9 protein-coding genes, 1 pseudogene and 1 other annotated feature (1 of these 11 running past the window's edge) are annotated in these 15,229 nt (G+C 62.4%); of the genes and pseudogenes, 4 read left to right on the top strand and 6 right to left on the bottom strand.

What is annotated here, in order from left to right:
* Positions 1-259, top strand: a binding site (T-box leader); it begins 33 nt to the left of the window's first position.
* A gap of 14 nt (positions 260-273) precedes the next feature.
* A complete protein-coding gene (gene hisS, locus PM3016_RS14005; RefSeq protein ID WP_014369947.1) occupies positions 274-1,599 on the top strand; it encodes a histidine--tRNA ligase in 1,326 nt (441 codons plus the stop codon).
* Between the two features lie 404 nt (positions 1,600-2,003).
* Here the strand turns inward: hisS and PM3016_RS14000 are convergent, their stop codons facing one another.
* Entirely contained in the window at positions 2,004-3,764 is a 1,761-nt protein-coding gene (locus PM3016_RS14000) for an ABC transporter ATP-binding protein (protein WP_014369946.1), read from the bottom strand.
* Entirely contained in the window at positions 3,761-5,521 is a 1,761-nt protein-coding gene (locus PM3016_RS13995; RefSeq protein WP_014369945.1) for an ABC transporter ATP-binding protein, read from the bottom strand. The genes PM3016_RS14000 and PM3016_RS13995 overlap by 4 nt, the downstream gene beginning before the upstream one ends.
* 213 nt (positions 5,522-5,734) lie before the next feature.
* On the opposite strand from PM3016_RS13995, the gene PM3016_RS13990 reads away from it, so the two are divergent.
* Complete coding sequence (locus PM3016_RS13990; RefSeq protein ID WP_014369944.1) at positions 5,735-8,086, top strand: putative bifunctional diguanylate cyclase/phosphodiesterase; 2,352 nt, start codon at positions 5,735-5,737, stop codon at positions 8,084-8,086.
* Between the two features lie 210 nt (positions 8,087-8,296).
* Here PM3016_RS13990 and PM3016_RS13985 read toward each other — a convergent pair whose 3' ends face one another.
* The 3 genes from PM3016_RS13985 to PM3016_RS13975 all read right to left on the bottom strand — a co-directional run bounded on the left by PM3016_RS13985 (position 8,297) and on the right by PM3016_RS13975 (position 10,108).
* Positions 8,297-8,755: a GNAT family N-acetyltransferase gene (locus PM3016_RS13985; protein ID WP_014369943.1), complete on the bottom strand. Its 459-nt coding sequence runs from the start codon at positions 8,753-8,755 to the stop codon at positions 8,297-8,299.
* A 37-nt stretch (positions 8,756-8,792) separates the two neighbouring features.
* Positions 8,793-9,488, bottom strand: coding sequence for a metal-dependent hydrolase (locus tag PM3016_RS13980; protein ID WP_014369942.1), 696 nt, complete (start codon positions 9,486-9,488; stop codon positions 8,793-8,795).
* 257 nt (positions 9,489-9,745) lie between these two features.
* Complete coding sequence (locus PM3016_RS13975) at positions 9,746-10,108, bottom strand: response regulator (RefSeq protein ID WP_014650693.1); 363 nt, start codon at positions 10,106-10,108, stop codon at positions 9,746-9,748.
* Positions 10,109-10,445: 337 nt separating this feature from the next.
* Between PM3016_RS13975 and PM3016_RS13970 the strand changes: the two are divergent.
* Together PM3016_RS13970 and PM3016_RS13965 are read left to right on the top strand one after the other, a co-directional pair.
* A pseudogene (locus PM3016_RS13970) lies at positions 10,446-11,418 on the top strand (Gfo/Idh/MocA family protein).
* A gap of 46 nt (positions 11,419-11,464) precedes the next feature.
* Positions 11,465-12,484, top strand: coding sequence for a LacI family DNA-binding transcriptional regulator (locus PM3016_RS13965; protein ID WP_014369940.1), 1,020 nt, complete (start codon positions 11,465-11,467; stop codon positions 12,482-12,484).
* A 247-nt stretch (positions 12,485-12,731) separates the two neighbouring features.
* Here PM3016_RS13965 and PM3016_RS13960 read toward each other — a convergent pair whose 3' ends face one another.
* The gene (locus PM3016_RS13960) at positions 12,732-15,155 is read right to left on the bottom strand and encodes an EAL domain-containing protein (RefSeq protein ID WP_014369939.1); all 2,424 of its coding nucleotides are present in this window, start codon (positions 15,153-15,155) and stop codon (positions 12,732-12,734) included.
* Positions 15,156-15,229: the final 74 nt, after the last annotated feature.

The following is a 15,229-nucleotide window of genomic DNA, read 5'->3' as shown; positions in this document are numbered from 1 at the left end:
CCCGTACGTGCAGAGAGCCGGTGGCTGGTGCGAACCGGACGTATGAAGAGACCGAAACACACCCTTGAGCCGTGTCCCGAACCCGCTCTGCGCAATCAGCGCGGCAGCCCAGTAGGCGGCACCGGAAACTTCCACCGTTATCAGCGGAAGAGGGGTTAGTTGTTGTGACCCCTGTCGAGAGATGCTGTGCTCCCCTTCTGCGGAAGACCGGGGTGCAGTGTAACATGGGTGGTACCGCGAGCCGAGCCTCGTCCCGTAAGGGATGGGGCTTTTTTGCGTTCTCCCGGCCCGCCGCCAGCCGTCAGCTGCTGTACGCCAATACTTATCACCAGGAGGGAAAAGGCACTGAAGACCAAAGAATGGATTCGCCCCCGCGGCACGGCAGACGTGCTGCCCGAAGAGAGCTTCCTGTGGCACCGGATGGAAAACGCTGCAAGAAAGGTGGCGCGGCTGCATCATGCCAAGGAAATCCGCACGCCCCTCCTGGAGTACGAGGAACTGTACAGCCGCAGCGTGGGTGATGCGACGGACATCGTGGAGAAGGAAATGTATACCTTAACGGACCGGGGCGGGCGGCAGCTGGCCCTGCGGCCGGAAGGAACCGCCGGCACAGCCCGGGCCATAATCCAGGGCCGGCTCTTCAGCGGCCCTCTGCCGCTGAAGCTCTACTATATCGGCCCGATGTTCCGCTATGAGCGGCCGGGTCAGGGGAGGCTGCGGCAGCACACGCAGTTCGGCGTGGAGGCGGTCGGCTCCGCCTCCCCCCTGGCCGATGCGGAGCTGATGGCCATGGCGCTGCGCTTCTACGAGGAGCTCGGCGTTACCGGGCTTACCGTCTCCGTCGGCAGCGTGGGCTGCGTGGACTGCCGGCGGGACTATGCCGCCAAGCTGCAGTCTTACCTGCGGCAGGATGCGGAAGCGCTCTGCACCGACTGCCTCCGGCGGCTCGAGCTGAACCCGCTGCGCACGCTCGACTGCAAGCAGCCCGGCTGCCGGAGCCGGCTCGGGCAGGCCCCGCAGCTCTCGGCGTCGCTCTGTCCCCCCTGCCGCAGCCACGCCGGCGGGGTCGACGCCGCCCTGGATTCGCTCGGCCTCCCGTATGAGCGCGACCCGCTGCTGGTGCGGGGCCTCGATTATTACACGGGAACCGTATTCGAGATCCAGCACGGCGGTTCGGCCGTCTCCGGGGGCGGGCGCTACAATGCGCTCTACGCGGAGCTCGGCGGTCCGCCCCTGCACGCCGCCGGCTTCGGCGTCGGCCTCGAGAGGACGCTGCTCCTCCTGCGGGACACCGGCGCCCTGCCGGATGCCGGCCCGCAGGGGCCCGATGTCTGGGTCGTGCCCCTCAGCGAAGCGGCGTGCCCGCGGGTGCTGCCTGTGCTGGATGCGCTGCGCCGCGCCGGCATGGCTGCCGATTCCCCGCTGGAGCCGGCCGGCTGGAAGGGAGCGCTGAAGACGGCCGTCCGGGCGGGGGCTTCCTACCTCCTCGTCCTCGGCGAGGAAGAGGACGAGGCCGGCATGGTTGAGGTCAAGGATCTCGCCACCGGGCTGCAGACAAGGATGCCCCTGGACGCCTTCCTGTACCGCTGCGGCCGGTAAGAAGGCGCGGGTCCTGGGACAGCGGGCTGCCGGCTTGCCGAGACTGCCGACCCGAACGCGGCATGACGAAGACCTCGCGCGCCCCCTTGACGGAGGCTCAACTTCACGGCTTAAGCATGCAGCATGCTGCATGACCCCGCGCACAGGCTCTATACCCCCTGACGGGAGTATGATCCCTGCCCGGCAGCGAAGCAAACGACAAACAAGCCCTTCCGGCCGTCGGCTCGGAAGGGCTTGCCAGTTGAAACCGAGGGCCGGAAGCAGCCCCTTGCCCGGGAGACCGGGCGGTGCCGCTTCGTGCCGAAGCCTGTCGACTCCTGCGCTTCCCCGGGAAATACCACGGTTCACGTACGGATACAAAAAATCGTGCAGTCTGCGCTACGCTAGCGGAAGCCGGCGGCGCCTTACTCTTCCCCGCGGTACCACAGCCGGCGCAGCTCCTCGCTCCTCTCGAGCAGCTCCTCGAGCCGTCCCGAGGCCTCGACGCGGCCGTCCTTCAGGACGAGAATCCGGTCCGCCCGGGCCAGGGCCGACCTGCGGTGCGAGACGACCAGGCAGGCGGCGCCGGAGCGCTGCTCCTCCAGCCGTTCCCACAGCCGGCTCTCCGTGTCGACGTCGAGAGCGCTGGAGAGATCGTCGAAGACGAGCAGCTCCGCCTCCCGCACGAACATTCGGGCGGCCGCCGTCCGCTGGGCCTGCCCGCCGGAGAGCTTCACACCCCGCGGGCCGATGACGGTCTCCATTCCCGCACCGAGCCGCTCAAGGTCCTCCTCCAGCACGGCCGCGTGTACGGCGCGGCCAACCCTGGCCGGGTCCGCCCGCATCCCGAGCAGGATGTTGTTCTGGAGCGTATCGCTGTAAAGCCGCGGGATCTGCGGGGTGTAAGCGCTGTGCGGCGGGATGAAGAACTCGGAAGGGTCCTCGACCCGCTTCCCGTTCCACCGGATCTCTCCCGCCTGCTTCGGCAGCAGACCGAGCAGCGTCCGCACGAGCGTCGTCTTGCCGGAGCCGACACGGCCGGTAATCACGACGAAGGCGCCGCGGCCAAGCTCGAAGTCGATGCCCTCGATCCCCCGCCCCGTCTCGGGATAGCGGTAGGTCAGGCCTGCGACGCTGAGCTGCTGCAGCCGGTCCTCGGGCCTGCGCTCCGCTTCCTGCGGCTCCGGCAGGTTCCCGCGAAGCAGCAGCGGATGATGCTCCGTCAGCCGCTCGGCCGGGGCACCCTGCAGCAGGCTCTGCAGCCGCTCCTGCGCAACGGTGCTCTGCTTGAAGTAGGTCATGAACTTGCCGAAATTCTGGATAAACTGCGTCACGAAATTCAAATAGTAAACAAACAAGGCAAAATCGCCCACAGTGAACGTGCCGGTCCGCATGGAATCCGCTGCAAGGATCAGGATCAGCCCTGTGCCGAAGTTCACTGCATTGCTGAAGATCGACTCGAGCGACGTGCTCAGCAGCCGGTCCTTCAGCATCGCTTCCCTGCGCTGCTCCCCCAGCTCCTTGAACCGGCGGATCACCCGGTCTTCGGCGCCGGCCACCTGGATGGACTGCACGGTGCTGAACATCTCCGAGATCGCCCCGGTCACCTGGCTGGTCGCCTCTCGGCTGGCGGCCCGGTACTTCTGGAGCATCGCCGTGGACAGCTGGGCGACGGTCACCACGAGGACAAGCGGCAGGAATACCCACAAGGTCATCTGAGCGTTGATCCCGATCAGGATGTAGCAGGAGACCGCCGCGAACAGCGTCATGCCGAACGCGTCCACCGACCAGCTCACCGTCTCCTCCACCTGCTCGACATCGTCCCGGAACGAGGAGATCGCCTCACCCGGGGAGGTCGGGATCGCACGGGCCCCCGGTTCCTTCAGCACGTGGCTGAGCAGGTTGCGGCGGAGCAGGCCGCCGATCCGGAAGCGGAACTGGACATCGGTCATGAACCCGAAAATAATGAGCACCACACGCCCGAGCGCCGCCGCGACAAGCAGCACGATAATCATGCCCAGGCCCAGCTCATACGGCGAGCTGCCGGACAGCATGTCGAAGAACGCTTTGGTGAGCAGTCCCGGCACGATCGGCGCCAGGTAGATCAGGGTCCAAGCCAGCGCGTTCAGGAAATAGAGCCCGAGCCGGTAGCGGGTCAGCCGCCACAAGAAGGTAAAGGTCGTCATACCAGCATCTCCTCCATTCCCACCTGCAGCATCCGGGCGTAGCGGGAGCCCGGGTCACGCCGCAGCGTCTCCCGTTCCCCCTCCTCGATGATCCGGCCCTCCTGCAGAATCAGGATGCGGTCGGCCCTCTCGATGGTGGCCAGCCGGTGGGCAATGATAATACAGGTGCGCCCGACGAGCAGCCGGTTCATCGCCCGTTCGATCCGCTGCTCGGTTGCCGGGTCCAGCCGGGAAGAGGCTTCATCGAGAATGACGAGCCCCGGATCGGCGAGGAACACCCGGGCGAAGGACAGCAGCTGGGCTTCGCCTGCGGACAATCCCCCGCCTCCGGATTCCAGCTGGGTATCCAGCCCCTGCGGCAGCGACTCCAGCCAGCCGTGGAGGCCGAGCTCCCTCAGGACCCCCGACACCCGCTCATCGCCGATCGTATCGTCGAAGAAGGTCAGGTTGTCGCGCAGCGTCCCCTGGAAGATCTCAATATTCTGTGTCACCATGCCGACACGCCCCCGCAGCTGCTGCAGCTTCGGTTCACGGATCTCCGTTCCGCCGATGCGGATCTCGCCTTCGTCCGCATCGTAGAAGCGGAGCAGCAGGCGGGCGAGCGTCGTCTTGCCGCTCCCCGTACGGCCGAGCAGCCCGAGCACCTGGCCCGGCTCAAGGCGGAAGCTTAAGCCGTCGAGCGTCCGGCCGGAGCCGTCATAGCTGAAGGAGACCCGGTCGAACTCGACGGACAGCGGGCCTTCCGGCACCGGTGTCCCGGGGCCGTCCTGGATGGCGGCCGGGGTGGCCAGCAGCTCCCTCACCCGGAGGATGCTCGCGTCGGCTTTCTGCAGATCCTCCATCTGGGTGCGGATCTGCTCGATGGGTTTGGCCATGAGCTCCGTATAATAGAAGATCATGTACACGGTGCCGAGCGTAATTGCCCCCTGCTTCCACAGGCTGTAGCTGATCGCGAAAGCGACGGCGCTGCCGATCGTGAACACGATCAGCGTGGTGATCCACATCGAAGCCCACCCGAGGAAAGCGCGGATGCGCAGCGGAAGCCACTCCCTGAGGAGCTGATGGAAGCGGAACATGACGTAGCCCGTCGCCCCGTTCGCCCTTGTGTCCTCCGTTCCCTCGAGATGCTCCCCGAGAAAGCCGTAGAACCGGGCGCTGATCTCCCTGAGCTTGCCCCAATGGGGGACGGCGAAGCGGCGTATGTATTGAATGGAGGCCAGGGCGAATAGCACGAAGAACAGCATTCCCGTCCCGATCAGCCATCCCTCGCGGAAGAGCAGCACCAGCATGCCGGCCACCAGGATCACGTTGCTCAGCAGCGTAATGACGAAGCTCGAGAAGAAATTCGACAGCGCGTTGATGTCCCCGTCTACCCGCTCGATGATGGCGCCGGAGGTCTGGGATTTGTGAAACGACATATCGAGCCGCAGACAGTGGGAGGCGACATCCAGCCGCAGCTGGTTGGTCGCAATCCAGCCGACGCTCGCCCCGACGTAGGTCGCCCCCACGTTGACGATCTGCTGCAGCAGCGTAGCTGCGAGGAAAAGCCCCGCCGCGTAATAGAGCGGCCGGGAGCTCGGCTGCGACTGTGCCGTATCGATGAAATAGCGTATGATCTGCGGCGTGATGAGCTGCATGGCGATGCCGAAGAGCAGCAGGAAGGTCAGCAGCAGCATGCTCCTCCGCTGGTTTTTCAGGTATTGGGACAGCAGGAGCACATAATCGCGTATGGGAATTTTGGGAAGCCCTTTGGCCATGCTTGTCACCTCGGTCTGAGTCAGTTTGGTCGGCTGCGGCTTACAGGGTCCGGCCGATAGTTCAATAGTCTAACATATCCTCCCAATTCTCTCTATAGGACACCTGCACTTTCAATGGCATAAACCGGCAGGGAGGAAAACGGTTACTTTTGTCGAATCTTAAGGTAAACTGAAACTATATGGTTTGGGCTGTTCTACATATGGAGGTTCACCATGACACTGACTTCTTATCTGCTGTGGGGCTTTTATTTTTTCCCCGGCCTTCTGTGCCTGATTATGGCTTGCGAGATGGAATGGCGCCATGATGCCAAAAGCCGCACGGCCGCCGCCCTGATGCTGTCCCTCGCCTCCTTCTTCTTCGGTGAGATGGTGCGGGCGCTGCTGCCTCCCGAGTATTCGATTGCGATTGTGGAGAACTGGTCGGGAATCTCGGCAGGGTTGTCGATCGGATTCGCCTACCATTTTTATACCCAATTTGTTCGTTGGAACGAACGGCTGCATCCTCTGCTCTACTACGGCATCTGTTATGCGCCTCCCCTGGTTCTAGCGCTGATCTTCCAGACAGGCCATACGGAACTGATCTTCACCGGCACCGAGGCGGTCGGTCCCTGGAACAAGCTCGTGATCGAGCCCTCGGGCTACTTTGCCCTGATGATCTTCGTGCTCTTCTATATCTCCGCCTTCGTCCCGCTGCTGCTGCTGGCCAGACGGCGGGTCCCGACCGAGCGGATGAAACGCAAGTACACGATCCTTGCCGCATCGTCCTCGATCCTCTTCATCTGGGTGCTGGTCTTCGGGGTGCTCGCCGAGCTGCTCCCGCCGCCGATGCCGCTTCCGTCCCTGTTCTTCGTGTACGGCACCGTGATCTGGGCCGCGATGATCCGCTACCTGATGGTCAAATACGGTTTCCTGACCTCGATCGGCAACCGATTCCGCATCCTGTTCGAGACGAGCCCGCACAGCATCATGGTGCTGGACAGCTCCGCCCGCATCCGTGAGCTGAATCCCATGGTGGAGAACATGTTCCATATTGCTCTCTCCCCGGGCAGCTCGCTGCTCGAGATTTTTCCCGAGGAAGAACGCGAGGCCATGCTGGCTCATTTCCGCGGGGACTTCGACCGGCAGGAGCGTCACCGCGGCTTGGTGTTCCCCCTTACTACGGCAAAAGGCGAAGTGATGCATGTCGCCCTGGACTGCGATTACTTCGAATATGAAGATGAGCTGCTGCGGATGGATATCGTCCGGGACGTGACGGACGTGAAGCTTACGGAGGACCGGATCCGGGAGATGGCGTACACCGATCCCCTGACTCGTGTCGGAAACCGGGCTCTGTTCCACAAACGGTTCGGTGAGCTTGCCAAAGAGAACCCGGACCGGCGGATGGCCGTCCTGCTGCTGGATCTCGACCGGTTCAAGCAGATCAACGATGTCCTCGGTCACGGCACGGGCGATCAGCTGCTCCAGCATGTGGCGGAATCCCTGAAGTCGGCGGTCCCGGGGCCGCATCTCATCGCAAGACTGGGCGGGGACGAGTTCCTTGTCCTGCTTGCCGACCTGGACCGCGGGGAAGCGGAGGACCTGGCACACCTCATACTGAAGGAGATCCGCCGGCCGTTCGTGCTTGACAGCCAGGAGCTTCACTTGACGTCGAGCATCGGCATCGCCCACTACCCCGAGGACGGTACGGATACCGAGACGCTCATGAAGCATGCCGACAATGCCATGTACCGGGCGAAGAGCCTTGGGAAGAACCGCGTCAGCGTCTATGATCTGGAGATGAACCGCTTGTCCGAAGCCCGCTTCAGCCTGGAACAGCGGCTGCGGCTGGCTCTCGACCGCGGCGAGCTCGTCCTGCATTACCAGCCACAGGCGGAGCTCTCTTCCGGCCGGATCATCGGCATGGAGGCCCTCATCCGCTGGAATGCGCCCGGTGCCTCCGGCCTGGTCCCTCCGGTCGAGTTCATCCCGGTGGCGGAGGAGTGCGGCCTCATCGTGCCGATCGGCCAGTGGGTGCTGGGGGAAGCGTGCAGGCAGAACAAAGCCTGGTACGACCTCGGGCAGCGATGGACCGTCTCGGTCAATGTGTCGGCCGCCCAGCTCATGCGCTCCGGATTCCCTGAAGAGGTGCGTGCCGTCCTGGAGCAGACCGGTCTTCCGCCGGAGCTGCTCATCCTCGAGATCACCGAGACGGCCGCCGTGCGGGACCTCGAGCACACCCGCCGGATGCTGCTGGATCTGGCCCAGCTCGGCGTCTCGATCTCCCTCGACGATTTCGGGACGGGCTATTCGTCGCTCGGACTCATCCGGCAGCTCCCGGTGAAGACGATCAAGATCGACCGCTCGTTTGTGCAGGAGATGACGGACGAGGGCGGCAACGGCGCGATCGCCGAAGCCCTGATCACCCTGGCCCTGAGCTTCGGCATGGGGACGGTGGCCGAAGGGGTGGAGACCGAGGAGCAGCGCGAACGGCTGGCCCGCAGCCGCTGTGCGGCGATTCAGGGCTACCTGCTCAGCAGGCCGGTGCCCGCTCAGACGATCACGAAGAAGTTTGCCGGCGGGGAATAACGGCTGACAAGCTTGAGCGGGCTTGCAGGCATTCGGCAGGAAGACTCCCTTCCGCCGTGTCTGCTGCCTGCAGTCCGTAACACAAAGAAAGCGGAGGCCCGGGCCTTCGCTTTCTTTGTGGTGTGCTTTCTTTGTGTTATGCTTTCTCGGGTTCTATGCTTCCTTGGCTGTCATGCTTCCAAGGATGCTAGGCTTCCCTACCTTTGAATGCTATGCTTCCTCGGGACGCAGCTCCTTGCGCATCCGGACATGCCAGATGCCCGCGTCAAGGAACGGCTCCTTCGAGATCGTCTCGTAGCCGAGCTTGCGGTAGAAGGCTTCGGCCTGCACCTGTCCGTCAAGAATGACGGCCGGCACGCCCGCCTTCCGCACATCCTGCTCCATCGCCTCGATGATCGTCCGGCCGAGGCCTTGTCCGCGGCGGGAATTCAGCACCGCGATCCGCTGCAGCTTGGCCGTCTCCCCGTCATACATGCGCCAGCGTCCGGTGCCGACCGGCTCTTCTCCATCCCGCAGCAGCCAGTGGCGGCAGGCGGCAGGACTTGCATCGAACTCGTCGATCTCTTCCTCCTCCGGCACCTGCTGCTCTTCTACGAACACACGCCTGCGGATGCCGAAGCATTCCTCAAGCTGTTCGGTTGTCTCTACGGGGATTGCCAACACTCCCACAACCCATTCCTCCTCTATGCTGCAGGGTGCCCGGCTGTTACGCCTCCAGGACCCGCTTCTCTCCAGGCTGCATTGATATCCCTCGGATGCCCTGCTGCGACAGCCCTGCCGCGAACTTCTCCGCATCCTGGCGGATCGGCGGGAAGGTGTCGAAGTGCAGCGGCACGACGGACTTCGCTCCGAGCCAGGCGGCGGCGGTCGCCGCGTCTTCCGGCCCCATCGTGAAGACATCGCCGATCGGCAGGAAGGCCAGATCAATGCTGTGGCGCTCGCCGATCAGCTTCATATCCGAGAACAGCGAGGTGTCGCCGCTGTGGTAGATCGTGAAGCCGGCCCACTTGATGACGAAGCCGCCCGGCATGCCGCCGTAGATGATCTTCTTCTCTTCCTCCAGCACGATGCCCGAGCTGTGCAGCGCCGGCGTCATCTCGACATCCGCGTAGCCGAGCGATGTCCGCCCTCCGATGTTCATCGCGAAGGTCTTCAGCCCCTGCCAGCCCATATAGGCGGCCAGCTCGAAGGTGGCGACCACCGTGGCGTCGTTCGCTTTGGCGATCGGCACCGTATCGAGAATATGATCCGCATGCGCATGCGTCAGCAGGATATGATCTACTTTGACGTCCTCGGGACGGGTAACGGCCAGTCCGTTGCCCGAAATGAACGGATCGATAATCAGGGAATGGCCTCCGTGCGTCAGCTGGACGCAGGAATGCCCATGATACCATACTTCCATTGCGATTCACTCCTTCTTCGACGAAAATGTGAGGGATGCCCGGCAGACGGTTTTTCCCCTCTTAATTGTAACGGGTACCTGTCCCGAATTCAAAATAGCGGCCGGCCTCCACCTGCCCGAAGCCATGCTGAAGAGGCCCGCATAAGTGCCGGCCTCCTCTGATGTCCCTTTCCCTATCTCAATTGGGAATCTGCACCGCATGCCTGCTTCACTTCAGCAAACCGGGCTTCGAAGGAGCAGCTCCGGCCGGCCCCTCCTCAGGAAGCGAATGCCTTCTTGAGCGCCTCGCGTACGCGGTCTTTATTGAACGGCTTCACGATAAAATCACTGGCTCCCATGGAAACCGCCCGGATCAGCAGCGCCTGCTGCCCCATGGCCGACACCATGATCACCTTCGCTTCAGGGTCGCGGCTGCGGATCTCCTCGAGTGCCGTCATCCCGTCCATCTCCGGCATCGTAATATCGAGCGTAACAAGATCCGGTTTGATCTCCTCATATTTTGTCAGCGCTTCCATCCCGTTGCTCGCCTCGGCCGCAATCTCGTACCCCAGCTCCTGGATCACATTCTTCAGAATCATGCGCATAAACAGCGAATCATCGACAACCAGTATCTTTTTCATATCGAAACAGCCCCCATCTCTACCGTTGTAGCCCACTTTGTGAACCTTCTCCAAATTCATACCAAAGACCCCGCTCATGCTGTTACAGGGGGTGTGAGAGCTGTATCTTGTGCCGTCCTCCCAGGTACACCGCATCAAGAACGGGAACTGCAGGCGGAACGAACGTGTCCCAAAATCCGGAAAGCATCCGATGGTATCTCACATTATAGCACTGCTCTCCAAAAAAAGACAAGACAGAGGGCCGCCTCCGCCACCGGGGAAAAGAAAGTGGCCCCCCGCTCCCCCCCTTGATATAATGGATGGGACCAAATGCCGGCAGGAGAGGATGAGGCAAAGGATGAACAAAGAGATCAGATGGGGCATCATCGGCTGCGGCAATGTGACGGAAGTCAAAAGCGGTCCGGCGCTCCAGCAGGCCGACGGCTCCCGGCTGACCGCCGTGATGAGAAGAGACGGGCGGCTTGCGGAGGATTACGCAAGAAGGGCACGGCATACCGAAATGGTACGACCAGGCCGAAGATCTCATTGCGGACGAGGAAGTGGACGCCGTCTATATCGCAACGCCGCCCGCGTTCCACAAATCGTATGCCATTGAAGCGTGCCGGGCCGGCAAGCCCGTGTACGTCGAGAAGCCGATGGCGCTGAATGCGGCGGAATGCGAAGAAATGACGGCCGCCTCCGAACGCAGCGGCGTCCCCATCTACGTCGCCTACTACCGGAGGGCGCTTCCGCGGTTCGTTCAGGTGAAGCAGTGGCTGGACGCCGGAGCGATCGGCGAGGTGCTTGCCGTCAATACCATGCATGTGGCCAGGCCCAAGCCGGATGAGGTGAACGGCACCTCGGCCTCCTGGCGGACCCGGCCCGAGCTGTCGGGCGGCGGCTACTTCTTCGACCTGGCGAGCCATACGCTCGACCTGCTTGATTACCTGCTCGGCCCCATCGGCGCCGCCAGCGGGTTCTCCTCGAACCTCGGCGGCTACTATGAAGCCAAGGACACGGTAACGGGCGCCTACCGGTTCGAATCCGGCGCGCACGGCACCGGCACCTGGTGCTTTGCGGCGGACCGGAACCTGGAGTATAACGAAATAACAGGCACCCGGGGACGCATCGAGTTCTCCACCTTCACCGAAGCGCCCGTACGGCTGCTGCGGGACGGGTCCGTGGAAGAGCTGCTCATCCCGAATCCCGCCCACGTGCAGCAGCCGCTCATCCAGCATATCGTGGACGAGCTCCTCGGACGCGGAAGCTCCCCGAGCACTGCGGCCACAGCTATCCGGACGAGCCGGGTGATGGATGCGCTTGTGCGCTGACATCCGCGTAAGTCCTACCTTATTTGAACGAAAGAAGCGGCTTCCCATGAAAAAAGTAACGATCAACGACATCGCCAGGGCGGCGAACGTTGCCAAATCGACGGTGTCCAAAGTCATGAACGATGCGCCAACCGTATCCCCCGACACCAAACGCCGGGTGCGGGCCATCATGAAGCAGATGAACTATACGCCGAGCACCATCGCCACCCAGCTGGCAAGACAGAGCAGCTCCACGATCGGAATGCTGGTCGACTTGTCACGAAGGGCCGATTTTCTCAACCACTTCTTCTACACGATCATCGGCGGAATCGAGAGTGTGGCCGGCCCGCTTCATTACGAGCTGACGATCTCGAACATCCAGTCTTCGGGCCCGGACAACTTCATGAACCGGCTGGTCCGCGGACGTAAGGTCGACGGGCTCATTATGGAGAAATCCATCCTGACGCGGGAACAGGTCGATGAGCTGCTTCAGCTCGAATTCCCCTTCGTCTCCATCGGGCGGATTGCGGATACCGAAGGGGTCAGCTCCGTCGATATCGACAACGCCCTCGGATCCGGCATGCTGACGGACCACCTCGTGGAGCAGGGCTGCCGGAAGCTTGCGTTCCTGGGCGGCGAGCCCGCCGACTCGATCTTCGAAAGCCGCAGCACGGGGTTCCACCGGAGCCTGAAGGCCCACGGCCTCGAAGGCACGGTCTCCTGCTGCGAAGGAAGCGCAGCCGAAGGATATCGGCTGACGAAGGAGCTCCTGGCTTCGGGATATGCCCCCGACGGGATCATCACCATCAGCAATTACGTCGCCTTCGGCGTGCTCCAGGCGCTGCAGGAAGCGAACTTCCGCGTCCCGGGGGACATCTGCGTCGCCACCTTCGACGACTATCCGCTGGCCCCCTACACGACGCCGCCGCTCACCTGTCTGCATCTCGACACCTTCGAGCTCGGCATCCACGCGGCCTCCATGCTCATGGAGCGGATCGACGGCTCGGTGACCGGGGTGGAGAACCGTCTCCTCCTGCCTACGCTGATTCCACGAGCCTCCACTCAGCGCCAGCGGTTGAAGGAATAGTCGTAATCTTTAATGCTTTTATCTTTTTCTGCCAGCAAGATGTAAGTGTGATGGTTCTTTTTTATCTTTTGTCTTTTATCTTTTTCTGCCAGCGAGATGTATTATTTTTGTAAGTGACCTTTGAGCGAAGCTCAACGGAACGCAAAAATAATTACATCGAGCGAAAATAATAAGCCGCCAATCCAGCATCTGCAGGATTGGCGGCTTTGGCGTATTCCGGCCCTATCCGGTCCGGCAGCAGGGGCGTCTACCCCTTCTTCGTTCCGTTCTCCAGCTCGTCCCAGAACCGGCTGAACGCCTCGGGCTTCAGGGGCGGGCTGTAATAATAGCCCTGCACCTGATCGCACTTCTGCTCGCGCAGAAACTCCAGCTGCTCACGGGTCTCCACGCCTTCGGCGATCACCGACAGCTTCAGGTGATGGGCCATGGCAACGATCGTGGCGACGATCGACGCCCCGCTCTCCTCCTTGAAGAGGTCGCGGACAAAGGACTGGTCGATCTTCAGCTTGTCGATCGGGAACCGGTTCAGGTAGCTCAGCGAGCTGTAGCCCGTACCGAAGTCGTCCATGCTGACTTTGACGCCGAGCGCCTTGAGCAGGTAGAGTGTGCCTTCGGTGGCCGCGGCATTCATCGCCATGCTCTCGGTGATCTCAAGCTCGAGATACTGCGGCGTAAGACCGGAATCGGCGAGGGCGGACTGCACGATCTCCACGAGGTTCGGCTGCTCGAACTGCTTGATCGACAGGTTGACGGACACCGGCACGGGCGCCCGGCCTTCGAGCTGCCAAGCGCGGTTCTGCCGGCAGGCGGTCCGCAGCACCCAGCTGCCGATCGGATTGATGAGACCGTTCTCTTCCGCCACCGGGATGAAGACACCCGGCGGAATATACCCGCGCTCCGGATGCCGCCAGCGCACGAGCGCCTCCGAGCCGATCAGGTTCCCGAACATATCGAGCTGCGGCTGGTAATGCACCTCGAACTGCTCCCGCTCCAGAGCCTCGCGCAGTCCCTTCTCGAGCTCCAGCTTCTCCCTTGTCGCGGCATCCATCTCCGCGGTGTACGCCAGCGCTCTGCCGAGCCCCTCCTTCTTCGACTGGAACAAGGCTGTGCCCGCGTGCTCCAGCAGAAGCTCATGGTTATCGCAGCCGGCCGACAGGTCGTAGCCTGCGCTGACACTGAGATGCAGCTTGTGCGCATCCAGGTCATACTGCCGGCTGAGCGCCTCCATGATCCGGCCGGCCAGCTTCTCCGGTTCCCCCTGTCCCCCGCTCCAGGGGAAGAGGACCGCGAATTCGTCGCTGCCGATCCGGGCGGCCGTACCGGCCTCGCCCGCCTCCGACCGGAGTCTTCCGGCAAGCTGGCGCAGGAGTTCATCTCCCAGTCTTGCCCCGATCGAGTCGTTCAACATTTTGAATCGGTCGATGTCGAGCAGCAGCAGCATCGCACCGGGGTTCGTGCCAAGCTCCCGGATCCGGGCAAGCAGATACCGGCGGTTCGGCAGTCCCGTGAGATCATCATGGTAGGCCATATGCTTGATCAGCTGCTCGGCCTCCCTGTTCCTCGTAATATCCTGAATAATGCCGTAGACGCCGGTGACCTCTTCGTCTACGACAATCGGCACCGTAGTAACGATGACGGCCACCTCATGCCCCCGCTTATGCCGAACTACGGACTCGAACTTAACGGACGAATTCTCGGAGACAGCCTGGTGAAAATACCTCTGAAGGTCTCCCGGGTTCGAGGCGGAGCGGAGCTCGGTCAGATGAATTTCCAGCGACTCCTCCTGGGTGTACCCCGTGATCCTTGTCACCGCCGGATTGACAGCGGTAACCCTGCCCTGCAGATCAAAGGCGACAACCCCGTCTAGATTATGCTCGAACAGCGATTTGAACTGCTGCTCGCTCTCCGACAGCTTGGCCGTGGCACTGGCGATCCGGCGGTCGAAGAAGGCCGTCACGAGGGCGGTGGACAGCACGATCAGCGTGGCGAGGCCAACCGCATAACCAAGATACGCGCCTCCCATCACCATGCCGTGGGCCGAAGCCCCGCTTTCGGTAAAGTGCGCCGCCGCCATCCCCGTGTAGTGCATGCCGACAATGGCCCCGCCCATGACAAGACCGCTGATCAGCTTGCGGTAGAAGGCCCTGATGCCGCCTTCCCCGCGGAAGTAAAAGGTAAGCCACATGGCCGCCGCCGAAGCGCCTACGGCGATGACAAGCGATGCGGCAAAAGGCACCGGCGCATACGTGATGACAGCTTCCATCCGCATGGAAGCCATACCGGTATAATGCATAGCCGCCACCGCGCTGCCCATAAGCAGGCTCCCAGTGCTCAGCCGGCCCACGGTCAGCTGCGGCCGGGCGATCATGAACAAGGCTGCATAGGATCCCAGAACCGCAAACAGCATGGACAGCAGAACGAGCCCGAGATCATAGCTGGTATGTACAGGCAGCCGGAAAGCCAGCATCGCCACAAAGTGCATGGACCAGATGCCGATCCCCATCGCTGCGGCGCCGCAGAGCAGCCAGGCCGAGCGGGCACGGCCTTGCGAAGAAGAAACCCGTCCTCCCATATCGAGAGCGGTATACGAAGCGATGACGGCAATAAGATAGGACAGCAGGACGAGGACCCAGTCATACGAGCCTTCGATACCCTGTTCGGTCGGGTGCATTTCAAGCCTCCTTGATGCGTAATCGTGATGTGTGCTTGGGACGTGCAGAACAATTACTCATATTATAGTGAGGG

Source organism: Paenibacillus mucilaginosus 3016 (genome assembly GCF_000250655.1).
Taxonomy (GTDB): Bacteria; Bacillota; Bacilli; order Paenibacillales; family NBRC-103111; genus Paenibacillus_G; species Paenibacillus_G mucilaginosus.
The sequence above is the reverse complement of the archived record's forward strand: the minus strand, read 5'-3'. Positions and strand labels throughout refer to the sequence as shown.

What these genes read in the sequence shown, in the direction of transcription:
- PM3016_RS14000 (WP_014369946.1), bottom strand. Translation starts at nt 3,764, where the DNA reads ATGACGACCTTTACCTTCTTGTGGCGGCTGACCCGCTACCGGCTCGGG.
- PM3016_RS13995 (WP_014369945.1), bottom strand. Translation starts at nt 5,521, where the DNA reads ATGGCCAAAGGGCTTCCCAAAATTCCCATACGCGATTATGTGCTCCTG.
- PM3016_RS13990 (WP_014369944.1), top strand. Translation starts at nt 5,735, where the DNA reads ATGACACTGACTTCTTATCTGCTGTGGGGCTTTTATTTTTTCCCCGGC.
- PM3016_RS13980 (WP_014369942.1), bottom strand. Translation starts at nt 9,488, where the DNA reads ATGGAAGTATGGTATCATGGGCATTCCTGCGTCCAGCTGACGCACGGA.
- PM3016_RS13975 (WP_014650693.1), bottom strand. Translation starts at nt 10,108, where the DNA reads ATGAAAAAGATACTGGTTGTCGATGATTCGCTGTTTATGCGCATGATT.
- PM3016_RS13965 (WP_014369940.1), top strand. Translation starts at nt 11,465, where the DNA reads ATGAAAAAAGTAACGATCAACGACATCGCCAGGGCGGCGAACGTTGCC.
- PM3016_RS13960 (WP_014369939.1), bottom strand. Translation starts at nt 15,155, where the DNA reads ATGCACCCGACCGAACAGGGTATCGAAGGCTCGTATGACTGGGTCCTC.